At 56.8% G+C, this 23,157-nt stretch carries 21 protein-coding genes; 16 read left to right on the top strand and 5 right to left on the bottom strand.

Annotated elements, in window-relative coordinates; translation table 11 throughout:
• Positions 1-28: 28 nt before the first annotated feature.
• The 7 genes from Q0746_RS01110 to Q0746_RS01080 all read left to right on the top strand — a co-directional run bounded on the left by Q0746_RS01110 (position 29) and on the right by Q0746_RS01080 (position 8,741).
• Positions 29-1,531: a malonyl-CoA synthase gene (locus Q0746_RS01110; RefSeq protein ID WP_298256357.1), complete on the top strand. Its 1,503-nt coding sequence runs from the start codon at positions 29-31 to the stop codon at positions 1,529-1,531.
• A gap of 69 nt (positions 1,532-1,600) precedes the next feature.
• Positions 1,601-3,022 carry an exosortase T gene (xrtT, locus tag Q0746_RS01105; RefSeq protein WP_298256355.1) on the top strand — a complete coding sequence of 474 codons (1,422 nt, stop codon included), beginning with the start codon at positions 1,601-1,603 and terminating at the stop codon, positions 3,020-3,022.
• A gap of 17 nt (positions 3,023-3,039) precedes the next feature.
• Complete coding sequence (locus tag Q0746_RS01100; RefSeq protein WP_298256353.1) at positions 3,040-5,094, top strand: VIT and VWA domain-containing protein; 2,055 nt, start codon at positions 3,040-3,042, stop codon at positions 5,092-5,094.
• Between the two features lie 27 nt (positions 5,095-5,121).
• On the top strand, positions 5,122-5,823 hold the full coding sequence (locus tag Q0746_RS01095) for a response regulator transcription factor (protein ID WP_363322719.1): 702 nt from the start codon (positions 5,122-5,124) through the stop codon (positions 5,821-5,823).
• Entirely contained in the window at positions 5,820-7,355 is a 1,536-nt protein-coding gene (locus tag Q0746_RS01090; protein WP_298256351.1) for a histidine kinase dimerization/phospho-acceptor domain-containing protein, read from the top strand. Before Q0746_RS01095 ends, Q0746_RS01090 begins: the two co-directional genes overlap by 4 nt.
• Positions 7,356-7,545: 190 nt before the next feature.
• A complete protein-coding gene (gene aroQ / locus Q0746_RS01085) occupies positions 7,546-7,983 on the top strand; it encodes a type II 3-dehydroquinate dehydratase (protein ID WP_298256349.1) in 438 nt (145 codons plus the stop codon).
• A complete protein-coding gene (locus tag Q0746_RS01080; protein WP_363322717.1) occupies positions 7,980-8,741 on the top strand; it encodes a LuxR family transcriptional regulator in 762 nt (253 codons plus the stop codon). The genes aroQ and Q0746_RS01080 overlap by 4 nt, the downstream gene beginning before the upstream one ends.
• Positions 8,742-9,170: 429 nt before the next feature.
• On the opposite strand, the gene tsf is transcribed toward Q0746_RS01080, so the two are convergent.
• Together tsf and rpsB are read right to left on the bottom strand one after the other, a co-directional pair.
• Positions 9,171-10,046 (bottom strand): translation elongation factor Ts, encoded by an 876-nt coding sequence (gene tsf, locus Q0746_RS01075; protein WP_298256347.1) that lies wholly within the window; start codon positions 10,044-10,046, stop codon positions 9,171-9,173.
• Between the two features lie 81 nt (positions 10,047-10,127).
• On the bottom strand, positions 10,128-10,892 hold the full coding sequence (gene rpsB / locus Q0746_RS01070) for a 30S ribosomal protein S2 (protein WP_298256345.1): 765 nt from the start codon (positions 10,890-10,892) through the stop codon (positions 10,128-10,130).
• A 264-nt stretch (positions 10,893-11,156) separates the two neighbouring features.
• Here rpsB and Q0746_RS01065 point away from each other — a divergent pair, with 264 nt between their 5' ends.
• The 3 genes from Q0746_RS01065 to Q0746_RS01055 all read left to right on the top strand — a co-directional run bounded on the left by Q0746_RS01065 (position 11,157) and on the right by Q0746_RS01055 (position 13,721).
• Complete coding sequence (locus Q0746_RS01065) at positions 11,157-12,032, top strand: PfkB family carbohydrate kinase (RefSeq protein ID WP_298256343.1); 876 nt, start codon at positions 11,157-11,159, stop codon at positions 12,030-12,032.
• On the top strand, positions 12,029-12,931 hold the full coding sequence (locus tag Q0746_RS01060) for a pseudouridine-5'-phosphate glycosidase (RefSeq protein ID WP_298256341.1): 903 nt from the start codon (positions 12,029-12,031) through the stop codon (positions 12,929-12,931). The genes Q0746_RS01065 and Q0746_RS01060 overlap by 4 nt, the downstream gene beginning before the upstream one ends.
• 88 nt (positions 12,932-13,019) lie before the next feature.
• A complete protein-coding gene (locus Q0746_RS01055; RefSeq protein WP_298256340.1) occupies positions 13,020-13,721 on the top strand; it encodes a DUF502 domain-containing protein in 702 nt (233 codons plus the stop codon).
• A gap of 74 nt (positions 13,722-13,795) precedes the next feature.
• On the opposite strand, the gene Q0746_RS01050 is transcribed toward Q0746_RS01055, so the two are convergent.
• Together Q0746_RS01050 and Q0746_RS01045 are read right to left on the bottom strand one after the other, a co-directional pair.
• Positions 13,796-15,607 (bottom strand): extracellular solute-binding protein, encoded by a 1,812-nt coding sequence (locus tag Q0746_RS01050; RefSeq protein WP_298256338.1) that lies wholly within the window; start codon positions 15,605-15,607, stop codon positions 13,796-13,798.
• A 222-nt stretch (positions 15,608-15,829) separates the two neighbouring features.
• The gene (locus tag Q0746_RS01045) at positions 15,830-16,726 is read right to left on the bottom strand and encodes a calcium-binding protein (protein WP_298256336.1); all 897 of its coding nucleotides are present in this window, start codon (positions 16,724-16,726) and stop codon (positions 15,830-15,832) included.
• 128 nt (positions 16,727-16,854) lie between these two features.
• Here Q0746_RS01045 and Q0746_RS01040 point away from each other — a divergent pair, with 128 nt between their 5' ends.
• Together Q0746_RS01040 and Q0746_RS01035 are read left to right on the top strand one after the other, a co-directional pair.
• Complete coding sequence (locus Q0746_RS01040; protein ID WP_298256334.1) at positions 16,855-17,640, top strand: 3-hydroxybutyrate dehydrogenase; 786 nt, start codon at positions 16,855-16,857, stop codon at positions 17,638-17,640.
• Positions 17,637-18,671: a patatin-like phospholipase family protein gene (locus Q0746_RS01035; protein WP_298256332.1), complete on the top strand. Its 1,035-nt coding sequence runs from the start codon at positions 17,637-17,639 to the stop codon at positions 18,669-18,671. Before Q0746_RS01040 ends, Q0746_RS01035 begins: the two co-directional genes overlap by 4 nt.
• Positions 18,672-18,686: 15 nt before the next feature.
• On the opposite strand, the gene Q0746_RS01030 is transcribed toward Q0746_RS01035, so the two are convergent.
• Entirely contained in the window at positions 18,687-19,310 is a 624-nt protein-coding gene (locus tag Q0746_RS01030) for an XRE family transcriptional regulator (protein ID WP_298256330.1), read from the bottom strand.
• A 56-nt stretch (positions 19,311-19,366) separates the two neighbouring features.
• Here Q0746_RS01030 and Q0746_RS01025 point away from each other — a divergent pair, with 56 nt between their 5' ends.
• Genes Q0746_RS01025 through Q0746_RS01010 form a run of 4 tightly spaced genes read left to right on the top strand, consistent with a single transcriptional unit; the run spans position 19,367 to position 23,145 of the window.
• Entirely contained in the window at positions 19,367-20,857 is a 1,491-nt protein-coding gene (locus Q0746_RS01025) for a class I adenylate-forming enzyme family protein (protein ID WP_298256328.1), read from the top strand.
• Positions 20,844-21,488 (top strand): DsbA family oxidoreductase, encoded by a 645-nt coding sequence (locus tag Q0746_RS01020; RefSeq protein WP_298256326.1) that lies wholly within the window; start codon positions 20,844-20,846, stop codon positions 21,486-21,488. Before Q0746_RS01025 ends, Q0746_RS01020 begins: the two co-directional genes overlap by 14 nt.
• Entirely contained in the window at positions 21,485-21,961 is a 477-nt protein-coding gene (locus Q0746_RS01015) for a metal-dependent hydrolase (RefSeq protein ID WP_298256324.1), read from the top strand. The genes Q0746_RS01020 and Q0746_RS01015 overlap by 4 nt, the downstream gene beginning before the upstream one ends.
• Positions 21,958-23,145: a multidrug effflux MFS transporter gene (locus Q0746_RS01010; RefSeq protein ID WP_298256322.1), complete on the top strand. Its 1,188-nt coding sequence runs from the start codon at positions 21,958-21,960 to the stop codon at positions 23,143-23,145. Before Q0746_RS01015 ends, Q0746_RS01010 begins: the two co-directional genes overlap by 4 nt.
• The last annotated feature ends 12 nt before the right edge of the window (positions 23,146-23,157 follow it).

Below are 23,157 nucleotides of genomic sequence, written 5' to 3'. Positions count from 1 at the left end.
GGCTGATCAATGCGAGGACGAATATAGTATGACAAACGCCCTGTATGATGCGCTCATCGCGCCGCACCGCGACAACGACCAACCGTTCTTGCTGTGTGATGATGGCTCTGTTGTCAGCTATCACAGCTATGTGCTGCGGGTGGCGCAGATGGCCAATGTTTTGCAAAAAGCTGGTGTGACGCCTGGGGACCGTGTCGTCGCTCAGGTTCCCAAACACGCGGATGCCGTCGCATTATATGGTGCGGCGTTGCAGTCGGGGGCGGTCTATTTGCCGTTGAACACGGCCTATACGCAAGCCGAGCTGTCGTATTTTCTGACGGATGCCGCACCGCGATTGGTCGTGTGTGACGTCCAAGACGAGGCCGCGATTGATCACATCGCGGTGCCGCTTGGTGCACAGGTGCTGACCTTGAGCGCAGAGGGCCGCGGAAGTCTGGTGCAGGCCGCAGATCAGGCCTCGACGGAATTTGACACAGTCGCGCGCGGGGCGGATGACTTGGCGGGGCTTTTGTATACCTCCGGCACGACCGGTCGCTCCAAGGGGGCGATGATGTCCCATCGCAACCTTCTGTCCAACGCGCAATCTTTGACGGAGCTATGGGAAATCACCGACCAAGATCGCTTGATCCATGCCTTGCCGATTTTTCACACGCATGGATTGTTTGTGGCGCTGAACACCTGCCTTTTGACGGGGGCTTCGATACGGCTGATGGCGGCGTTTAATGTGGATGGTGTTTTGTCGGAGCTTTCACGCTCGACGTTGCTGATGGGGGTCCCGACTTTCTACACCCGATTGTTGGATGATCCGCGCTTGACCAAGGACAAATGCGCCTCCATGCGGCTCTTTATATCCGGCTCTGCCCCGTTGCTGGCGGAGACGCATGTGGCTTTTGAGGCCCGAACGAGCCACCGCATCTTAGAGCGGTACGGCATGACCGAAACCAATATGATCACCTCCAACCCCTATCGGGGGGAACGGCTGGCCGGTACGGTTGGATATGCCTTGCCGAATGTCGAGGTCACAGTCACCGATCCCGAAACAGGCCACCCTGCCCCAACGGGCGACGTCGGGATGATTGAAGTGCGGGGTGCCAATGTCTTTCAGGGCTATTGGAATATGCCGGAAAAAACGGCCGAGGAAATACGCGAGACCGGATTTTTCATAACCGGAGACTTGGGAATCCAGTCGGCGGATGGGCGGGTCAGTATCGTCGGGCGGCAGAAGGATTTAATTATCTCGGGCGGGTATAACATCTACCCCAAGGAGATTGAGGATGTGATCAATGACATAGACGGGGTGCTGGAAAGTGCCGTCTACGGGGTGCCGCATCCGGATTTCGGCGAAAGCGTCATCGCAGCCGTGGTGTTGCAAGATGGTGCCGCTTTGGACGGCGATGCCATTGCCGCGCGGATCGAGCCGCTCTTGGCCCGCTTCAAGCACCCGCGCAGCTATCTGATCCAGCAATCCTTGCCGCGCAACACCATGGGCAAAGTGCAAAAGAACGTCCTTCGCGCGCAATACAGCGGTTAAATCGACGTCTGCACAGGTTCTGCACATCTTCCCTGATCCATCTGCACGTCTCGCCGCGAGACCTGCGGCATGGAACAAAAACGCGATACTCTTCTATGGATTGGCCTGACAGCCGCGTCGGTCTTATTGGCAATCGAGCCTCTGCGGTGGCTCCTTACCAGTTGGCGTGATCCGTCCTACCAGTCTTATGGCGCGCTATATTGCGTTGTGCTTGCCGGATTGGCGGGGCTGTCGATAAAAAGCTCCCCTCCCCAAGGGCCTTCTGTGGCGGGGCGCGTTTTTGTTCTATTCCTTCTGGCGGCGGCGATCCGACTGGCAGGCCAGCTTCTCGCGATCAATATTCTGAGCGCCTTGGCCCTGTCGCTTGATGTGTTTGCAGTGGCAACGGTGTTGAGGCTGGACCGGCGGAAGCTGGCGCTATCTCCTTTTTGGATGGCCGTATTCTTCCTGTTCGCCTTGCCGCTTGGGCCCATTTTGCAGCGGGTCGCGGGGTTTCCATTGCAAATGGTGTCTGCGGAGGTGGCTTGCGAAATGTTGTCGCCGGTCTTCTCGGATCTGTTGTGCGAGGGGGTGCGGCTGCGCCTCAATGGGGTGGATGTGTTGGTGGACCTGCCCTGCTCCGGCGCGTCGGGATTGCTGCTGCTGGTGAGCCTGTGGGCGTTTTTGAATATTCTCTACCGCCCTCGTTTTCGGGTGGCGCTGTTGGGGGGATTGTCCGTTATTGGCGTTAGCATCCTTGGCAACGCGCTGCGGATCAGCCTTCTGGCTGGCGGGCTTGCACTGGGCATCGACACCATGGAGCCATGGCTGCACAACGCCATCGGGCTGTTCACCTTGATGGCGACCGCGATACCGGTGTTGATGGTCTACCGCCCGCAGCCCCGCGCCGTTGTCGTGCCGAAATCTGCCGTCATAAAACTGCCAAAGGGACTTCATGGGCCAGTGGTTTTCGTGGCGCTTGTGGCCGCCGTCGGAATAGTGAACGCCCCCAAACGCCCGATGGACCTGTCAGCCCCTGTGGTCGCCGCCGAACTGCCGATGCAGCTGTTGGGGCAGCGGGCAAAGCCGATTGCCCTAAGCGAGACGGAGCAGAGGTATTTTACCGCCTATGGTGGCACCGCGCAGAAGGTTCAATACGGGCCGATGGGGGTAAACATCGTGCGCACGACCTCGCCGCTCCGCCACCTTCATTCGCCAGAAACCTGCCTGTTGGGGATGGGCTTTGCGGTTCGCTTTCTGGGGACAACCTACGATCCGCTGCCCAGTTCGGTCTATGAGGCAACAGGCCCTGATGGCCGTGTCTGGATTGTCTCGGTCAGCTTTGTCTCTGATGACGGGCAGCAAACGGCCAGTGTTGGCGAAGCCGTCTGGAGCTGGCTGAGCGGGGCCTCGCGCAGTTGGCAATCCGTGCAGCGGATCACGGCAAAATCCCTTCCTGAACAGGACCGAATCTCATTTGAACAGGCGGCTCTGGCTGCTCTCGATCTATAACCTAAACGAGGATCATTATGCGACTTTTTCTAATTTTACTTCCGGTTTTTTCGCTCAGCGCTGCGATGTCGGCATGGGGCTCTGACAAGGAAGATGTGGCTGGGCGCGTGGTCGCCAATTTGGCGGGGGCGTCCTATGATCTGCCTTTGCTGGACAGCAACATCGATGTCAGCATCGAAGGAGATATGGCCACCGTCGAGATCACTCAGAGCTTCTTGAATGAGGCACATCTTCCCCTAGAGGCCGAATATCTGTTTCCGCTCAACCAGCTGGCCGCAGTCTACGGCATGGAGATGCGCATCGGTGATGAGGTCATTCGCGCAGAAATTCGCGAAAAAGCGCAGGCTCAGGCTGAATTTGATCAAGCCGCCAAAGACGGCAAATCCGCAGCTCTTTTGACCCAGCATCGCCCCAATATGTTCTCGCAGCGGATTGCCAACCTGATGCCAGGGGAGCCGATCAACGTGACCTTGCGCTATGTGCAGATGGTTCCGAAGATTGAGGGTCAGCATGAACTGGTGATCCCCCTGATCGTCGGACCACGATACGATGGCGGTGGGTCTTTGGACCATGATCAAGAAGTCGCAGGCGACGATCAAGCACCGGTTCTGACCACGAATACTTGGGCGATTAGCGATGTCCCTGCCTATCCAAAGGTCATTGGGCTTGATCTTCCCGATACGTTCTCAAGCGACCGCGTGTCTCTTGAGCTGAACATGACATCGGGTGTTACAGTGTCAGACTTCATCAGCAGAACGCATCACTTGAAAGTGGAGCAGACCTATGAAGGGCTGAGCGCGAAATTCGCCAATGGGAAGGTTCAAGACAACCGCGATCTGGTCATTCGTTACACTTTGGGCGGTGATGTGCTTGAGGCCGCAACCCTGTCCCATGTGGACGATCGCGGGGGATATGTCTCTTTGATGATTGAGCCACCTTCCACGCCAGCCGATGCCGATATCACCCCACGCGAGTTGGTGTTCGTGTTGGATACCTCCGGCTCGATGAATGGGGAGCCGATGCAAGCCAGCAAGAACTTCATGGACGCCGCATTAAGCGAACTGCGCCCTGACGACTACTTCCGGATCATTCCCTTTGCCAATCATACCCAACGGTTTGCCAATGGCTCCACCCGCGCGACGAAGAGCAACATTCGCAAAGGTCGGGCCTATGTGAACAACCTTGGTACCGGTGGTGGCACCGAGATCGACAATGCCATTCGCACGGCGTTCTCCACCAGCCAGCCCGAGGACACGATGCGCATCGTCGTCTTCCTGAGCGACGGCTACATTGGTGATGAGGCCAAAGTGCTTCGGACCATCCGCGCGCAAATTGGCGCGGCGCGCATCTACGCCTTTGGGGTCGGAAACTCCGTGAACCGCTACCTGTTGGACGCGATGGCCGATGAAGGGCGCGGGTATTCCCGCTATGTCGGTCTTGATGAGCAGGCGTCCGAGGTCGCGGAGGAACTGGCGGCTGATCTCAAATCTCCTTTGCTCACGGATATCACCATCGATTGGGGGGATCTGGACGTGCAAGACGTCACCCCTGCCCGCGTGCCGGACCTGTTTGCCGGCAACAGCCTGCGCGTCTACACGCGGTTTGATCGGGAAAACGTGAAAGACCTCGCGCAAGCCAAAATAACTTTGAAAGGGCTGGTAAACGGGCATTTGGCGGAAATGCCGGTTACGGTTTCCCTGAAGGACACCCCCCAGAACCCCGCCCTTCCGCTTGTTTGGGCGCGCAACAGGATCGCTGATTTGACACGGCAGATCGCCGTGGGTGAAGACCCGTCTTCGGCGGATCGGGAGATCACCAAACTGGGGTTGGAATATGCGCTTCAAACTCAATACACATCTTTTGTTGCGGTGTCTCAGCGGCAAAGCAACTCCAGCGGAGTTACCGGCAAAAACGCTCTGGTGCCACTGCCAATGGTGTCGGGCATGTCAAAGGCGGGGCACGGGCATGGGACGGCTTTCGCAGGGTCCTCTTCGCCGGAACCTGAGGCCATAATCGGCTTTCTCCTCATCGCGGCTATGACCCTGTTGGGCTTTCGGCGAAGGGTCGGGTAATGGATTGCAGCGCTGGACAAATTTAACGTGAGTTGTAACACCTTGGATATGAATGAGCGTATCTTGATCGTAGATGACGACCCCCACATCCGCGACGTGGTGCGGATAGCGGCTGAAGGGGCTGGGCTGCGGTCTGTGGAGGCGGCGAACGGTCAAGACGCGATCACCCATATAGGCCGTGAAGAAGTTGATCTGGTGGTTCTTGATGTGGGCATGCCGCAGATGGACGGGTTCGAGTGCTGTAAGAAAATCCGCGCCCGCTCCAATGTGCCTGTGCTGTTCTTGACGGCACAAGACGACGAGCTGGACCGTGTGTTAGGGTTCCAGCTGGGGGCGGATGACTTTGTCTCTAAACCCTTTAGCCCACGGGAGCTGGTCCTTCGTATCAAGGCCATTCTGGCCCGCGGCAAGCCACAAGTCGACACCAAGCTGCGACACGGGGAGTTGGAGTTGGACCCTCCGCGCCATATCTGCCTTCTTGGGGGCGCTGCATTGGGACTGACGGCGACGGAGTTTTCGTTGTTGGCAGTCCTGATGACCCACCCCGAACAGCTCTATGACCGTAACAGGATAATCGATCACATCTATGGCCCGAATTCAGACCTGTCGGGACGGACGGTCGACAGCCATTTGCGGAACATTCGTGCAAAGGCCGCGGCATTGGGGTGTACCGACATAATCGTTACGGTGCACGGCGTGGGGGTGAAGTTGGGGCCCTGTAGCCTGTGAGCGCAGTGCGCAAAAAGTGGCGCCCTTCGATCGCGATGGTAATCGCTGCGGTGTGTGTGGCTCTTGTGTCGGTGCCATTGGTGGCGCTTTTGGCGGTGCGGCTGACATCTAATCAATTCGTGCGCGAGACAGAGCAATCATTGATCCAGCAAGGCGCCATCTATGCGGAAATCTACGCGCAGACGTTTTCTGCGTTGGATGGGCCATTGGTCGGCGCGATCTTGAGCGACGCGCAAAAAGAGCATTGGGGGGCGAAGTTCCACCCTGCCCGTGCGCATCTCAATGTGCGCCAAGATACGGTCGGCCCTCCGCGCCCCGACGGCACGGCAGTCGCCGCGCCATTGGATCCGCGATATTCAGCTGTCACCCCGCGCTTGATCCGTTTGGCGAAGCGGTCTCAACGGACGACATTGGCGGGGGTGGTTTTCTTGGATCATGCAGGTCGTGACCTGAATTCCGAGGGGGCCCCGTCCCTTGCTGCCCTTGATGAGGTGAAATCGGCTTTGGCGGGCGACATTGGGGCGGCCCTTCGTTGGCGTTCTGATGACTTTGAATCGCACCGGTTTTCTTCCCTGAGCCGCGATACGGGCTATCGGGTGTTTTTGACCTATCCGGTGCTGGTCGACGAGCGGGTGGTCGGTGTGGTGTATCTATCGCGGACTCCGTTGAACCTTGGTAAGTTCCTGTTTCAAGAGCGATATGCGTTGATGATCATGCTGGTTTCAACGCTGGTTGGGGCCGGATTGATTGGCTTGCTGCTTCAACGGCTCATCTCAAGGCCGATACATGCTTTGCGCGACAGATCGCGGGCCATTGCAGCGCAGCGAAATCCCAATGTTCGCGCCATCGGTCACTACGGTTTGCGCGAGCTTGCCGATCTTGGGGAAAGCGTGTCGAGCATGGCGGCAACTCTGTCGCGGCGGTCGCAAGAAATTTCGACCTACACTGACCATGTAACCCATGAGTTGAAGTCCCCTGTCACCGCAGTGATCGGTGCGGCGGAACTGCTGAAATCTGATGGAATTACGCCAGATAATAAGCTGAAATTGCTTGATAATATTGAAGTAGAGTCGCGCCGGATGAACAGCCTTCTCGGAAAGCTGCGCGAAATGACCCGCGTGCGCACGTCACATGAAGTCGGCTCGGGACGCTTGGCGGACATGATACCTGATATCGACGGTTTGAGCATCATCTCGACGGCTCCTTTAGATACAGTGCTTCCGATCTCGCCAGAACATGGGCAGATGATACTGCAGCAAATGGCACAAAACTCCCTCGCCCATGGGGCGGGTCGCCTGACACTCGGATATGCCCAAGGGGTGTTGACGCTTTCAGACGATGGTTCCGGCGTGCTCGATAGCAATTTGGACCGTTTGACAGAGCCTTTCTTCACAACGCGGCGCGAGCACGGTGGAACCGGCATGGGCCTGTCAATTGTTGCGGCTGTCTTAGAGGGATATGAGGCATCAATTCGGTGCGTGCCGTCGGAAACTGGCGCTTGCTTTGAAGTGCATTTTGGCAAAACAGTTTGAAACGACCATAGTTTTCCAATAAAAGCTTTCTTTTGCGATGATCAGCCTGAGCGCCACACTCGGAGTAGGCACCCCCGTATCACGTGATCGTCGTTAAGGGGATTTCCTACGCAGGAAAGTTGGGGCCGCAACGCGCTCGACACAGAGCCGTTCTGGCTATAAGAAGGTCTTGTTTTCTAAGGAATGTTCTATGACATCACTACTTGTCCTGAATGGACCTAACCTTAACCTGCTGGGAACGCGGCAACCTGAGGTTTATGGATCTGTCACTTTGGCTGATGTTGAAGAAATCTGTAAGGCTCATGGGAAATCTCTGGGGTTTGACGTTGAAACCATGCAGTCCAACCATGAGGGCGTTCTGATTGACGCCATTCATGCTGCGAAATCCTCCCATCAAGGTATCGTCCTGAATGCAGGGGCTTTTACCCACACGTCTGTGGCATTGATGGATGCGATTGCCTCTGTCGAATTGCCGGTCGTTGAAGTGCATTTGTCGAATATTCACGCCCGAGAAGCCTTCCGCCATAAATCTTTCATCGCGCCCGTGGCCCTCGGTCAGATCGCTGGGTTCGGGGTGAAAGGATATGTATTGGCATTGGATGCATTAGCGGGACATCTGGCAGCATGATGAGTATTCAAGAGCACCTGAGCGCAATTCTTGTTGCAGAGACGCTAGAAGATGTGTGGTCCCTGCATGGGGACAAAATGGCTGAGTTCGGCTTCGACCGGATCGTCTACGGATATACTCGGTTTCGGACTGGAAGTACCCTTGGTGACCTGCAAGATGCCTTGATCCTGACCAACCATGACGCTGAATACGTAGAGCATTTCGTTGGTGACGGGGCCTATTACCAAGGGCCGATGGTCGCTTGGGCCGCTGAGAATGTTGGCGCTTGTAGCTGGCGCATGATGCAAGAATTGGCGATGAACGGAAAACTTTCCCCCGGGGAGTTGGAGGTCGTGGCTTTGAACCAGCGCCTTGATGTCACTGCCGGTTACACCGTGAGTTTTCATGACGTCTCAAGCCGTGCCAAAGGTGCCATTGGGTTGACTGCTCGACGTGGGCTTACGCAAGACGATGTTGATGAGATTTGGTCCAAACATGGTGTTGATATCGAATTGGCCAATAAAGTCATGCACTTGAAGGTGACGCAGCTTCCACATACGACGGGTCAACGTCGGCCCCTCACCGCGCGGCAGCGTGAGGTGCTTGAGTGGGTTGCAGATGGTAAAACCATTCAAGATACTGCAACGATTATGGGGCTAAACCCCGCAACAATCGAAAAGCATTTGCGCTTGGCACGTGAGACCCTTGATGTGGACACAACGGCCCAAGCAATTTTGAAAGCCTCCAGCCAAAACCAGTTTTTCCTAATCGAGCGCTGAAGTTAGGTCGTTTAGACGGGCAATATTTTTCCGTTTCACCGGCCGGTTTTCGCCTGCGATCAATGGTAAATAATTTAGTAAATTCAAATACTTACAGCGACGCGTTCCGGCGACGCGTATAGGTAAGGAAATCCCTACTTTGATTTTCCGCGTCGCAGCGACATAGTTCATTCATGCCTTATGAGTGACGGCTCCGGCCGTGAGGCATAAGTTAGGGTGCGCCTTGCATTTTCAAGGGTAGTACCGGTTGGGTAGGATTTCGACCGGTGCGCATTGTTAAGATCCTCGACAGGTCTTGGCGATGTTTGCTCTCCTCCCTTAGTCGGGCTCGCATCATCCCCAGCATGTGAGCCCGACAACATACTAAAACGGCGCGAAGGGTTTCCCCATCGCGCCGTTTTTTTGTGTCAGTAGAGTATGTAGAGAGGCTTAGCCTTTCAGCGTTGCCGCAACTTCTTCCGCGAAGTTCTCTTCTTTCTTCTCGATGCCTTCGCCCACTTCCAAACGTACGAAGCCAGTGATTTCGACGCCTGCTTCTTTTGCAGCCGCTTCAACGGTCAGGTCTGGGTTCACAACGAATGCTTGGTTCAGCAAAGTAACTTCGGCCATGAATTTCTTCATGCGGCCGACGATCATCTTCTCGATCACGGCTTCTGGCTTGCCGCTTTCGCGGGCGATGTCCATCTGAACCGTTTTCTCTTTTTCAACAACCGAGGCATCCAGATCGGCTTCGGACAAGGACGCAGGGTTCACCGCAGCGACGTGCATCGCGACCTGCTTGCCGAACGCTTCGTTCTCAGCGGACAAAGCCACCAAAACGCCGATTTTGCCCATGCCGTCTGCTGCTGCGTTGTGCACGTAGGAAACGACCGAAGCGCCTTCCAAGCGAGCCATGCGGCGCAGGGACATGTTTTCGCCGATCGTAGCAACCTTAGCAGTGATTGTGTCAGCAACCGATTTGCCGCCCATGTCAGCTGCAGCAAGTGCATCTGTGTCGGCGCAGGTAACAGCAACATCGGCCACACCAGAAACCATAGCTTGGAATTCAGCGTTTTTACCAACGAAGTCAGTCTCGGAGTTCACTTCAACAGCAACACCAACGCCGCCCTCTACCTTAACAGCCACAAGGCCTTCAGCAGCGGTACGGCCGGATTTCTTGGCAGCCTTTGCCAAGCCTTTGGTGCGCAGCCAGTCAACAGCGGCTTCCATGTCGCCTTCTGTCTCTGTCAGCGCTTTTTTTGCGTCCATCATGCCCGCGCCAGTCGAGTCGCGCAGTTCTTTCACCAGTGCAGCAGTAATCGCCATCATGGTTCTCCTAATAGAAAAAATAGGGTTAGCCCCGAAGGCCGTAACAGCCCTCGGGTAAAGAGTTTATGACGTCAGGCCTTAGCCTTCAGCAGGAGCGACAGCTTCTTCAGTCATCGCTTCGTCCATTGCGCCCAGATCAACACCAGCAGCGCCCATTTGCGCCTGCATGCCGTCCAAAGCCGCACGTGCAACCAGATCGCAGTAGAGACCGATGGCGCGCGATGCGTCGTCGTTGCCTGGGATCAGGTAGTCGATGCCGTCTGGCGAGCAGTTGGAGTCAACCACAGCAATCACTGGGATGCCCAGCTTCTTTGCTTCGGCGATGGCCAAGTCTTCTTTGTTTACGTCGATCACAACCAACAAGTCAGGAACGCCGCCCATTTCGCGGATGCCGCCCAAAGAAGCCTGAAGCTTGCCTTGATCACGTTCCATGCCAAGACGCTCTTTCTTGGTCAGACCTGTGAAGCCGGATTCTTGGGCTTCGTCGATCTTCTTCAAACGGTTGATCGAGTTGGAAACTGTTTTCCAGTTGGTGAGCGTGCCGCCCAACCAACGGTGGTTCATGTAGTACTGAGCGCATTTTTCAGCAGCTTCAGCGATCGGGCGTTGTGCCTGACGCTTGGTGCCGACGAACAAAATGCGGCCGCCCTTTGCGGTGGTGTCACGTACAACTTGCAGCGACTGCTCCAGCATTGGGACGGTTTGGGTCAAATCCATGATGTGGATGCCGTTTTTAGCGCCGTAGATATACGGGGCCATACGCGGGTTCCAGCGTTGGGTTTGGTGACCAAAGTGAACGCCAGCTTCCAAAAGCTGACGGAGCGAAAATTCTGGCAGTGCCATATCCGTTTTCCTTTTCCGGTTTATGCCTCGGCGGGGTGTAGAGACGAATGCCTCAACCGGTGGACGTCTTGGGATGTCTCCCCAATCTGCCCGACCCCGCCTGCGAAGTAAGCGCCAATTAGCCCAAGCCCTGCTTGCCTGCAAGCCCCAATGCCGTCTTTCGCGTGGGAAATCGGGGGGAATCTGGACGTTGGGCGCAATTGGCTTGAAATCCGTCGTGATACCCCTTGATCCCTTCCACCTGTCGCGATCATAACGCGTCTCATGACTAAGACAGCTGACATCCTTTGCATTGGCGCCGTCCTTTGGGACATTATCGGGCGCCACGATGAAAACATGGAACGCGGGCATGATCGTCCCGGCCATATAACGCGGGTGCCCGGAGGGGTCGCGATGAATATCGCTATGGCGGTTCAGGCCTACGGTATGACGCCCGCGGTGCTGACGTCGATTGGAACCGATGCTGAGGGCCAAGAGCTGATGCAGGCCTGCAGAGGGCGCGGTGTCATCACTGACCACATCTACCGCCCCACGGATTTGCCCACAGATCGCTACATGGCGATTGAAGGTCGAAACGGGTTGATTGCGGCCATCGCAGATGCGCATTCCTTGGAGGAAGCGGGGGCCGCGATCCTGTCTCCGTTGACCAAGGCACTTGCTGGCTGGCGCGGGTTGATCGCCCTTGATGGAAATTTGACCCTTGATTTGTTGACGCAGATTGCGGCGGATCCGGTCTTTACGAAAGCTGACTTGCGCATTGCCCCCGCCTCTCCTGGAAAGGCGAAGCGCTTGCAGCCTTTCTTGTCGCATCCCACCGCCACGCTTTATGTGAACCTCGAAGAGGCAGGCTTATTGCTAGATACGGATTTCCCAGATAGCGCAGCCGCGGCCTCGGCGCTGCTGGGGCAAGGGCTACATCGTGCGTTGGTTACCAATGGGGCCGAGGCTGCTTCCTTGGCTTCTGGCGACACTTTGATAACGGTAACCCCGCCCTCGGTTGAGGTGAAACGGATCACCGGTGCCGGTGATACTTTCATGGCGGCCCATGTTTCAGCCGAATCCAAAGGGGCCACACCAGAGGCGGCCTTGCAAAACGCCCTGCAGGCGACAGCCACATATATTTCCGGAGACAGCTATTGATCCCCTTGCACTATGCCCCCGAAGTTGAGGCCGCAAAGGCCGCAGGCCAGCCTATTGTGGCGTTGGAGAGCACCATTATCACCCATGGCATGCCCTACCCGCAAAACGTGGACACCGCACGGCGTGTAGAGCAAACCATCCGCGATCACGGGGCCGTCCCCGCTACGATTGCTGTGATCGACGGCCAGTTGCACATCGGGTTGACCGAGGCCGAGTTGGACGGTCTGGGTCAGGCCAAGGATGTGGCAAAGCTATCGCGGGCGGATATGGCCGCCAGTCTCGCGACCGGAGGCACCGGAGCCACAACCGTGGCGGCCACGATGATTGCGGCGCGCCACGCGGGCATTGAGGTCTTTGCCACAGGCGGTATCGGCGGCGTTCACCGTGGAGCAGAGCTAAGCTTCGACATATCCGCCGATCTGCAAGAGTTGTCGCAAACCGCGGTTACAGTCGTCGCGGCCGGTGCCAAGGCGATTTTGGACCTGCCCAAGACATTGGAGGTGTTGGAAACCCTTGGGGTTCCGGTTATCGCCTATGGCCAAGATATGCTGCCGGCCTTTTGGTCGCGGGTATCCACTTTGAAGGCCCCGCTTCGCATGGATGAGGCCTCTCTCATCGCCAAAGCCCACCGGATGCGGGCCGCATTGGGGCTTCCTGGGGGGCAATTGATCGCCAACCCGATCCCAGCCACGGATGAAATCCCCTCTCAGATTCTAACGCCGATCATCGAACAAGCCTTGGCCGAGGCTGACGCGCAGGGCGTGGATGGGAAATCCGTAACGCCCTTCCTGCTGGGGCGCATTTTTGAGCTAACCGACGGTGCCTCCTTGACTGCCAACATAGCGTTGGTGCTGAACAATGCGCGATTGGCGGCGCAGATTGCTCGAAATTTGACCTGAATACCCCCATAAACACTTGATCATCTTGCCGGATAGTGTGTGGGATCATACATAAGTTGGTAAGACGAAAAGAGAGACAAGAGCGCTCATGCTGCTGGACGATTTGGAAACTGAACCTAAGAAACCCCGCAAGCCGGGCCTCTTTGCGCGAATGCGTGGCAATTTTTTGGCCGGTTTGGTGGTGATTGCCCCCATCGGGCTGACCATGTGGTTCATCTGGAGCATCGTTGGCTGGATCGATAGCTGGGTGCTGCCCTTCGTGCCCTATCACTATCGCCCCGAGCAATATGTGGGCATCAACCTGCGCGGCGTGGGGGTCGCGTTCTTCTTGCTGTTCACTATGGTTGTCGGCTGGATGGGCAAAGGGTTCCTTGGGCGGTCGTTCTTGCGGTGGGGCGAAAGCCTTGTGGATCGGATGCCGGTTGTGCGGTCCATCTATAACGGCCTCAAGCAGATTGCCGAGACGGTGTTCTCGCAGCGCGAAACCTCCTTTGAGAAAGCTTGTTTGGTGGAATACCCGCGCCGCGGTATTTGGGCGATTGCCTTTATCTCGACCTCTGCGAAGGGTGAAATCGATGCCAGCATTTCTGTCGAAAACGAGATCATGTCCATTTTCTTGCCGACCACGCCAAACCCCACGTCCGGTTTTTTGCTGTTCGTGCCGAAATCCGATGTGATCGAGTTAGATATGACGGTGGAAGATGCGGCTAAACTGGTGATCTCGGCGGGGCTGGTTTACCCCAATAAGGACGATCCGACTTCGCCTGCGAAGGCTTTGGCTGCTCAGTAAGCGCGCCCCTACGGCGGATCAATCGCGGCGGCCCAACCAGAGCCGCCGTTTTGCTTTTGCAGAAGGGTCGCGGCTTACTCCGACCACCAGACGTCTGGTTGGAACCCGATCCAATCGCCGTAGACAGGAACATTGTCCGAAAACTTCAAGTCCGCGTCATGGGCCAACATAGAGACGTTGGAGTACCACAATGGCACGACGTAGCGACCAGCCGTTAGAATGCGGTCCAGTGCTTTGACGGCGGCGCGGTAGTCCTCTTGGCTTTGCGAGGTGAGCATCGTTTGGATCATCGCCTCTGCGGCGGGGCTGGACATGCCCATCCAGTTGCGTGAGCCGTTGTTGTCCACTCCGTCGCTGCCCCAATACGCCATCTGCTCATTGCCGGGGCTCAGGGAAAGACCGCGAATAAAGTGTGTCATGTCAAAGTCATAGGCGTCAGTTCGTTCACGGTACTGGGCGCTGTCAACTATGGTGATTGTAGGGAAGATCCCCAAACGTTTTAGGTGCTCTTTGTAGATGCTTGCGATCGATTGGTGCTCCGAGCTGCCCTGCTTCAAAAGAATGTCGAAAACGAATGGTTTACCGTTGCTGCCGGTTAGAACGCCGTCCTTTACAGTCCAGCCAGCGTCTTCCAACAAACGCAAGGCCTCGCGGATACCTGCGCGGTTGCGTGCCGATCCGTTGCTTTGCGGGAAGCTGTAGCCTTCCAATGTCCCAGGAAGCAGGTCGTCCTTAAACGGCGCCAAGAGTTCGGCAACCCTGCCCGTCGCGGGCCCCGCCTCCATCCCAAGAACAGAGTTGTGGAAGTAAGAGGCGATGCGGGGCTGGCCGCCCTCGCCGTTCAACTTTTCGTTGATGAATTCATAGTTGAAGGCATGAAGCATGGCCTCGCGTACGCGCCAGTCGTTAAAGATGCCGCGACGTGTGTTCATCACGAAGCCGTTCATTCCGGTCGGGCGCGCGTGCGGGACTTCCGATTTCACCACGTCACCATTGGCAATACGTGGAAACGCGTAGTCTCGGGCCCATTTGGCGGCATTGGATTCGCGAATGGTGTTCAGCTCCCCCGCTTTGAAGGCCTCAAACATCGCGGTCGCATCGCCGTAGAACTCCATGCGCAATTCGTCGATGTTATTGGTGCCACGCCGGATTGGGATATCGCGCCCCCAATAGTCGGGATTGCGTTTAAGGGACACAAAGCGGCCCGCTTCAAAGTCGTCGATGACATAAGGGGCCGAGGAGATCGGGATGGTATCCAAACCACTTTCGTCAAACTTGACCCCATCCCATTGCGCTTTCTTCAGGATTGGGCGCATGCCCATGATCAAAGCCAGCTCGCGGTCAGGTTCTTTGAAGGTGAAGCGAATGGTCCCTGAGGGTGTGATTTCGGATTTGGCGATCTTGGCCCATGTCCCCGCATAGCGAGGGTGGCCAATGGTTCCCAAAGTTTCGTAAGACCAGATCACATCTTCGGCGGTGACGGGGCTTCCGTCAGAGAATCGGGCCTCGGGGCGAAGCTTGAATTCCACCCAGAGATTCGTCGAATCGGTCTCTACGGTTTCAGCGAGTAGCCCGTAAAGTGTGAAGGCCTCGTCCCAAGACCGCCCCATGAGGCTCTCATATGCGAGAAAGCGTAGCTGCCAAGGCACACGTCCCTTTCGGATGTGGGGGTTCAGCGAATCAAACCCGCCGACTTCACCGGTCACAATTTTGCCACCGGTCGGTGCGTTGGGATTCGCATATGGCAGGGACACAAATTCTGGTGGTAGAGCAGGTTTACCATACATAGCTATGCCATGCTGAGGTTCTGCTATTGCGGCGCTTGTCGCAAGGATTGCCACAGTTGTGAGACCTTTGCGCACGGTTTGGAAAAAGTTTGATTTCATTTCGGTAACAATCCTTCAGCGACCTGCCCTGTTTGAAAACCATGCTACGCAGTGTTTCCAGCCTTTTCAAACTTTTAGCTTGGCGGGTGGCTGAGTTCGGCTTATAAAGACCTCACTGCTCGATAGGTTTCTTGCCTGTATGAAACCTGCCTCAATAACTTAACGCCAGCTTCGTGCTGGCGTTTTTTTTTGACGTTTTCCCAATGCGATCCTCGGTGTTCCCTAGAACAGGCCCGCATCCGCCCCCAGAAAATCATTCACGGACAATGCGTCGAGGTCTATTCCGCGCAGACGGATGGTTAAGGTCGTTGATGGCGCCAAGAGATCTTCGGGCATTTCAAATACTACGCTGGGGCCTTGTTGGGTGGCATTGGACAAGAAGAACGCAAACGGATCAGCAATTGCATCCTCATCCGCAACCTGAATGATCATTAGGTCTTCGCCGATCGTGAAGTCATTGACGATCATATGGCTGTCTCCGGTTAGCTCTTCGGTCAGGAACACGAATTGATCAGCCCCAGCCCCGCCTTTCAACGTGTCTTGGCCGCCAAACCCGTAGAGAGTGTCATCGCCGGTTCCCCCATCCAGCCGGTCATCGCCCTGCCCGACCCGAAGGATATCATTCCCTGCGCCACCACTTAAGCGATTGTTCCCTGATGAATCTGTGAGCCGGTCGTCACCGGCTTGGCCGTAGAGCTTATCATCCCCGCGATTTCCTTCGATGACATCATTGCCGGAGCCACCGTACAGCCGGTCATTACCAGAGCCGCCGCGCAGCGTATCTGCCCCAGTGCCCCCCGCCACAAGGTCGTCACCATCGCCGCCGTCAAGTGAATCATCCCCGTGGCCGCCGTTCACACGGTCATCGCCGGTGCCGCCCTGAATCGTATCATCCCCATTTTGCCCCCACAGCTCGTTGTTGCCCTCTTCCCCTTTGATCCTATCGTTCCCATCGCTGCCTTTGATGATTTCATCTGCGCTGGTTCCGGTCAGAATGTCGTCGCCGTCCCCTCCGGTGAGGGTCCGTGCCGCCACTTGCGTGACCTGCATAAAGCGCAGCGTCGGGGCTGTGGTCGTTAGAAACGGGCTGGTGAGGTCTGGTGTGATGAAATTTTGCATAGCCGCCTGTATGAGGGAAACCAGCGAAGATTTGGTAAACTCGCCGCGATTGCCGGAATTGGCCCTTCATTTCGCAGGTGCAGCATTGTAGCGTTCGCTGATGAAATGCATCTAAAAGGACTTCATTCATGACCAGCGCGGCCCCCCTTTTGGGAAAAACAGCAGTTATCACAGGTTCCAATTCGGGCATCGGGTTGGGCATCGCACGTGAATTGGCCAGATCAGGGGCCAATGTGGTCCTGAACTCCTATACCGATAGAGATGAAGATCACGCCTTGGCGGCAGAAATCACCAAAGAAACCGGCAACGAAGCGCGCTATATTCAGGCCGACCTGTCCAACGGGGAGCAAGCGCGCGCCTTGGTCAGCCAAGCGGGCCAATGTGACATCCTTATTAACAACGCTGGCATCCAACATGTGGCCCCGATTGACGAATTTCCAGTTGGAAAATGGGACGCGATCATGGCGATCATGCTCAATTCGGTCTTTCACACGACGGCAACTGCCCTGCCCATGATGCGCGCTGCGGGTTGGGGACGTGTGATCAATATCTCCTCGGCCCATGGATTGACCGCATCGCCCTATAAATCCGCCTATGTGGCCGCCAAACATGGCGTCGTTGGGATGACCAAGGTTGTGGCGTTGGAAACCGCCCGTGAGCCGATCACCGCCAACGCAATCTGCCCGGGCTATGTGATGACACCGCTTGTGGAGTCGCAAATCCCCGATACGATGGAAAAATACGGCATGGACCGCGAAACGGTGATCCAAGATGTCATGCTAAAACGCCAGCCTTCCAAAGAGTTTGCCACCACCGAACAACTGGGCGGCGTGGCAACCTTCTTGTGCTCGGATGCCGCCACACAGATCACCGGCACAACTCTGAGCGTTGATGGTGGCTGGACGGCGTTGTGAGCCAAAAGAAACAGATCAATCTGGCCCTTCAAGGTGGGGGCGCTCATGGTGCCTTCACTTGGGGGGTGCTGGACCGCATTCTAGAGGACGACCGGCTGGAGGTCGCGGCGATCAGTGGCACCTCTGCGGGGGCGTTGAACGGCGCGGCGCTGAAATCTGGGCTGCTGGAGGGCGGGGCCAGTGGCGCCAAGGCCAAACTGGATTGGCTTTGGTCCGAGATTGGCGCAAGCGATCAAACGCATCTGCAAAGCTGGATGAAGGGCGTGACACCAGGCGTGGTCAGCCACGCGGTCGAAGCCTCGCCTTTTTATCAGGCGATGGATGTCTACAGCCGGATGGCCAGCCCCTATAACCTTGGCCCGCTATACAGCCATCCCTTGCGCCCGATTGTGGAGCAACTGAACTTTGACGAGGTCTGCGCCAAGGAAGGCCCCGATCTGTTCATCTGCGCGACAAATGTCAGATCGGGAAAGATCCGCATCTTTGATCACCATGACACCAACACCGACGCAATCCTCGCGTCAGGCTGCTTGCCTACATTGTTCAAGGCGGTCGAAATTTTTGATCCCAAAACCGACCGGACAGAGGCCTATTGGGACGGCGGCTATATGGGCAACCCTGCCCTGTTCCCCCTGTTCGAACCCCAGTTTCCGTCGGATATGATCATCGTGAATATCAACCCGCTGCACCGCGAGGATATTCCTCGCAAGGCGACGGAAATTCACAACCGGATCAACGAGATCAGCTTTAATGGTTCCTTGTTCCGAGAGCTGCGGGCCATTCAATTCGTGCATGATCTGATCGCCAGCGGCAAGCTAACACGCGGCTCGATGAAGGATGTGCTGGTGCATATGATTGCGGATGACGCGTTGATGACGCAACTGTCGGTCGCCACCAAAAGCATCCCCACGCCCTTTGTTCTGGCCGAGCTGAAATCCGCAGGTCGCGCGGCGGCGGACGGGTTTCTGGAGGCGCATTTTGATGATCTGGGGCAGCGGTCGTCTGTCGATCTGAGGGCGATGTTCGAATGATCATCGCGGCGCTTTTCACGTCATTGAGGTAACCCAAAGGATCAACGCGTCCTCAGCGCTGGTCGACACGACGTTGTGCCCCATGGAGGCGTCGTAATAGGCGCTGTCGCCACGTTTCATCTCGACGGGTTCATAGAACTCGGTGAACAGCTGCACGCTGCCGGTCAGCACATATAGAAACTCCTCGCCGTCATGCCTGACCCAGCCATCGAATTCGTCAAAGCTGCGGGCACGGATGCGGGCGCGGTAAGGCAACATGGCCTTTTTGGTCAGCCCCGTATTCAACATTTCATGCTCGTAGGTGGGGGTCACATGGGCCGATCCGTCGTCCGAGCGGGTCACATCCATACGCCCGTTCACTTGGGCTTTCTTCGGCGGGGTGAACAATTGCGGCATGCCGATCCCAAGCCCGTCCGCGAGTTTCTTCATCAGCTCGAAGGTGGGCGACATTTGCTCGTTTTCGATCTTCGATAAGGTCGATCGCGCTAGCCCTGCCTGATTTGCGGCCTGCTCTAACGTCCAGTCTCGGGCCTTGCGCAATTCGCGAACGCGCGCGCCAAGGTTCAAGGGTTCCACTGGGCTGTTTTCGCCATTGGCACGGGCAAGCCGGATAAGGCTGGGTTCGTCTTTGTTGCTCATATGGGTTCTTAACGCCCTCTTGCGGCCCCTTGCAATGGGGGCTAGCCGTTTGGGCTATGCAATCCGTATTCGATCATGGCGCCGCTGCGCATTGTCCTGCACCGTTCAACATGGCGGCATATGTGCTGTCGAAGGCAGTGGAGCTGGGGGACAAACCCGCGTTGGAAATCTTGGGGGGCTCTGGCGAGGTGATCACATTCGCGCAGCTTCATGCCCGCGTGAGCCGTGTTGCGGGGGGATTGCTGGCCTCTGGGTTGCAGGCGGGCGATCACGTCTTGCTGCGGCTTGGGAATACCCCAGATTTTCCCGTGGCCTATCTTGCCTGTATCTGGGGCGGGCTGGTTCCGATCCCTGCATCGGCGCAACTTACCGTGCCCGAAGCGACTGAAATTGCCCGTCAAACCCGACCCGCTGTGATCTTGCATCAAGAGGGCGTGTCATTGCCGGAGTTTGATGCGCCAGTTCTAACGGAGCTGCCCCAAGCGGATGCGGTGCCGCCGGTCATGGGAGACCCGAACCGCCTTGCCTATATCGTGTTCACCTCTGGCACCTCGGGGCGGCCAAGCGGCGTGTGTCATGCGCATCGTGCAATCTGGGCGCGACGGATGATGTGGGAGGGCTGGTACGGCTTGGGGCAAGACGACCGGATGATGCATGCGGGGGCGTTCAACTGGACCTATACTTTGGGCACGGGGCTGATGGATCCATGGAGCATCGGAGCCACGGCATTGATCCCAGATAATGATGTCACATCTGCCGAGCTGGCAGGGTTGATCTCGCAAAACTCCGTTAGCATTTTTGCCGCGGCTCCAGGCGTTTACAGGCAAATGTTGAAGCATGACTTGCCGGATATGCCGCGCTTGCGCCACGGGCTTAGCGCGGGCGAAAGTTTGCCGCCGTCGCTGCGACTGGCTTGGCGGGCGGCAAGCGGGACCGATCTTCACGAGGCGATGGGCATGTCGGAATGCTCAACCTTCATATCCGGCAACCCGAAGACCCCTGCACATAGCACCTCTTGCGGGCGGCCTCAGCGCGGGCGACGGATCGCGGTGCTGCAAGACGGGAAGCCAGTGCCCCATGACACCGCTGGTTTGCTGGCCATTCACCGTAGTGATCCTGGTCTTATGCTGGGGTATCTTGGAGAGGAGCCGGAGCAAGGCGAATGGTTCATTACTTCTGATACTGTAAGCATGAGCAAAGACGGCGACATCACCTATCTGGGGCGCCGTGATGATATGATGAATGCCGGTGGTTACCGTGTGTCTCCGCTGGAGGTGGAGGCGGCGTTTTCCGGCGTCGCCCATCTGACTGGATGCGCTGCTGCTAGCGTTGAAATTAAGGCGGATACGCGTGTTATCGCCCTGTTCTACACCTCTTCCGCCCCCTTGGATGAAGAGGCATTGCGCGCCTGCGCACAGGCCTTGCTCGCGCGGTACAAGCAACCACGCCTTTACATCCACCTCGACACATTGCCAAAAGGGGGGAACGGCAAGCTGAACCGCAGATTGCTTCGCGACAGATTTGAGGCCTCGCATGATCAAACTTGATATTATCTCCGACGTTATTTGCCCTTGGTGCTATATCGGAAAAGCCCATCTGGACCGCGCGTTGGAGGCCAATCCCGACCACCCGTTCACCATTGAGTGGCATCCGTTTCAACTGAACCCGACCATGCCTGACGGCGGGATGGACCGTCGAGAGTATCTGGAGCACAAATTCGGCGGCAAGGATGGGGCGTTGCGGGTCTACGGCCAGATCGCGGAAGCGGCGGTTGCAGCGGGGCTAGAGGTGGATTTTGGTGCGATACAGCGCACGCCGAACACCATTAATGCCCACCGCCTAATCCATTGGGCAGGGTTGGAAGGACGCCAAACCGCGGTGGTGTCCAAACTGTTCAAGGCCTACTTCAAAGACGGGCAGGATATTGGCGACAGTGAAACCCTGATCAACATTGCCGAGGCGGCCGAGATGGATCGCGATATGGTCGCACGATTGCTGGCGATGGATCAGGATGTCGAGGATATTCGTGCCCGTGACGCACATGCCCGCGAGCGCGGCGTGTCAGGCGTGCCTGCCAATATTATCGCCAATCAACATGTTTTGTCAGGGGCCCAACCGCCGGAGTTGTGGATGGATGTGATCAAGGAGCTCAATGAGCAACTTGAGGTGCAGGGGTGATCACGGCACATCTTCCATCTGGATATATTTTGGGGCGCGGCGCCCAACGGTACGGGGTTCACCCTTGGTTGATGCCTGCTGCCATTCTGGGGGCGGTGCTGCCCGACTTTGACCTGATCTGGTTTTACTTTGTCGACAATCGTGCGTTCCACCATCACCTTTACTGGGTGCATATGCCCGCCTTCTGGCTGCCTGTTGCGGTGGCGACTTTAATGGTGTTGCGGCGTTGGAGGCCTAGGTATCTGCCCCCTGCCCGCACGTTCTTTGTGGCGATCTTCATGCATATTGTGCTGGACACAATCGCTGGCTCAATCGCTTGGCAATGGCCGATCAACAGCGAGTTGTTTCAGCTGGTCACGGTGGAGCCGACACATGATCATTTCATTTTGTCCTTCCTGTTTCATTGGACCTTTTCCCTAGAGTTGGCCATTTGGGCTCTTGCCCTCTACCTGTTTGCAAAGGCAAAATTTTGAACGCTCCGATCCGCAAGCTTTCGCAACCTGAATTCGTCGGACTGATCGCATGCCACATGGCAATGGTTGCATTCAGCATCGATTCCATGCTGCCCGCCCTGCCCGAGATCGCCCAGACCCTTACTCCGGACGCCCCAAATCGCGCCCAGCTGGTGCTGACCAGCTTTGTGTTCGGAATGGGCTTGGGGACACTGGTGATGGGGCCGCTGTCGGATCGGTTTGGGCGCAAGCCGGTGATATTTTGCGGGGCGTTGCTTTATGCGGTTGGGGCGATCATGGCGGCACAGGCGCAGACGTTGGATGGCATGCTGTTCAGCCGCCTTTTGCAGGGGATTGGTGTGGCGGGGCCACGCATTGTGGCGGTCGCGATGGTGCGCGACCAATATGAGGGGCGACCGATGGCCTCGATCATGTCCTATGTCATGATGGTGTTCACGCTGGTGCCTGCGATCGCGCCGCTGTTAGGCAAGTTCATCATTGACGGTTTCGGGTGGCACGCGGTGTTCTACTGCTTTGTGATCCTCGCGGTGATTGTCGTGAGTTGGCTATACATCCGTCAGCCCGAAACCTTGGCGCCGGAGGCACGGGTGCCCTTCAAGCCCGCGTCTTTGCTGGTGGCCGCTCGGGAGTGTTTCTCGCATCGGGTTTTCATCCTGTCGACGGTTGTGCAAATTCTCGTCTACGGGATGCTGTTCGGCGCCCTAAGTTCGACGCAGCAGATATTTGAAACCACCTTTGCGCGCGGAGAAGAGTTTCCCTTTTGGTTTGCCTTGGTCGCCTTGGTGTCGGGAACGGCCTCTATTTTGAACGCGCGTTTGGTTGTCCGGTTGGGAATGCAAAAGCTGATTTTGGCAGGGTTGGGAATGCAAATTGCGATTTCGGGGTTGGTTCTGCTTTCCTATGCCACGGGGACGCTGCCGTTTTCCCTGTATCTGGTCTGGACCACGTCAATGTTCTTCATGGTCGGGCTGGCTGTTGGCAACCTGAATGCACTGGCAATGGAGCCGGTTGGCCATGTGGCCGGTATGGCCGCTTCGGTGATTGGTGCGCTGTCTACGGTTTTCGGCGTCGCTATTGCCGCCCCTATTGGCTTGGCGTTTGACGGGACAGCCTTGCCCCTTGCCTTGGCTTCGACGGTTCTGTCCATATCGGCGTTTGTGTTGGTCCGGCGCGGCCTGCGGTAAAAGCGCCCGAGT

This window comes from uncultured Litoreibacter sp., assembly GCF_947487515.1.
Classification (GTDB): Bacteria; Pseudomonadota; Alphaproteobacteria; order Rhodobacterales; family Rhodobacteraceae; genus Litoreibacter.
Note: the sequence above shows the minus strand (reverse complement) of the source record. Positions and strands in the feature narration are given on the sequence as shown.

Excerpts from the sequence above, each read along its gene's own strand:
- tsf (WP_298256347.1), bottom strand. The coding sequence starts at position 10,046 with ATGGCGATTACTGCTGCACTGGTGAAAGAACTGCGCGACTCGACTGGC.
- Q0746_RS01030 (WP_298256330.1), bottom strand. The coding sequence starts at position 19,310 with ATGAGCAACAAAGACGAACCCAGCCTTATCCGGCTTGCCCGTGCCAAT.
- Q0746_RS01100 (WP_298256353.1), top strand. The coding sequence starts at position 3,040 with ATGCGACTTTTTCTAATTTTACTTCCGGTTTTTTCGCTCAGCGCTGCG.
- Q0746_RS01050 (WP_298256338.1), bottom strand. The coding sequence starts at position 15,607 with ATGAAATCAAACTTTTTCCAAACCGTGCGCAAAGGTCTCACAACTGTG.
- Q0746_RS01080 (WP_363322717.1), top strand. The coding sequence starts at position 7,980 with ATGATGAGTATTCAAGAGCACCTGAGCGCAATTCTTGTTGCAGAGACG.
- Q0746_RS01025 (WP_298256328.1), top strand. The coding sequence starts at position 19,367 with ATGCAATCCGTATTCGATCATGGCGCCGCTGCGCATTGTCCTGCACCG.
- xrtT (WP_298256355.1), top strand. The coding sequence starts at position 1,601 with ATGGAACAAAAACGCGATACTCTTCTATGGATTGGCCTGACAGCCGCG.
- aroQ (WP_298256349.1), top strand. The coding sequence starts at position 7,546 with ATGACATCACTACTTGTCCTGAATGGACCTAACCTTAACCTGCTGGGA.
- Q0746_RS01110 (WP_298256357.1), top strand. The coding sequence starts at position 29 with ATGACAAACGCCCTGTATGATGCGCTCATCGCGCCGCACCGCGACAAC.
- Q0746_RS01020 (WP_298256326.1), top strand. The coding sequence starts at position 20,844 with ATGATCAAACTTGATATTATCTCCGACGTTATTTGCCCTTGGTGCTAT.
- Q0746_RS01055 (WP_298256340.1), top strand. The coding sequence starts at position 13,020 with ATGCTGCTGGACGATTTGGAAACTGAACCTAAGAAACCCCGCAAGCCG.
- Q0746_RS01065 (WP_298256343.1), top strand. The coding sequence starts at position 11,157 with ATGACTAAGACAGCTGACATCCTTTGCATTGGCGCCGTCCTTTGGGAC.
- rpsB (WP_298256345.1), bottom strand. The coding sequence starts at position 10,892 with ATGGCACTGCCAGAATTTTCGCTCCGTCAGCTTTTGGAAGCTGGCGTT.
- Q0746_RS01045 (WP_298256336.1), bottom strand. The coding sequence starts at position 16,726 with ATGCAAAATTTCATCACACCAGACCTCACCAGCCCGTTTCTAACGACC.
- Q0746_RS01040 (WP_298256334.1), top strand. The coding sequence starts at position 16,855 with ATGACCAGCGCGGCCCCCCTTTTGGGAAAAACAGCAGTTATCACAGGT.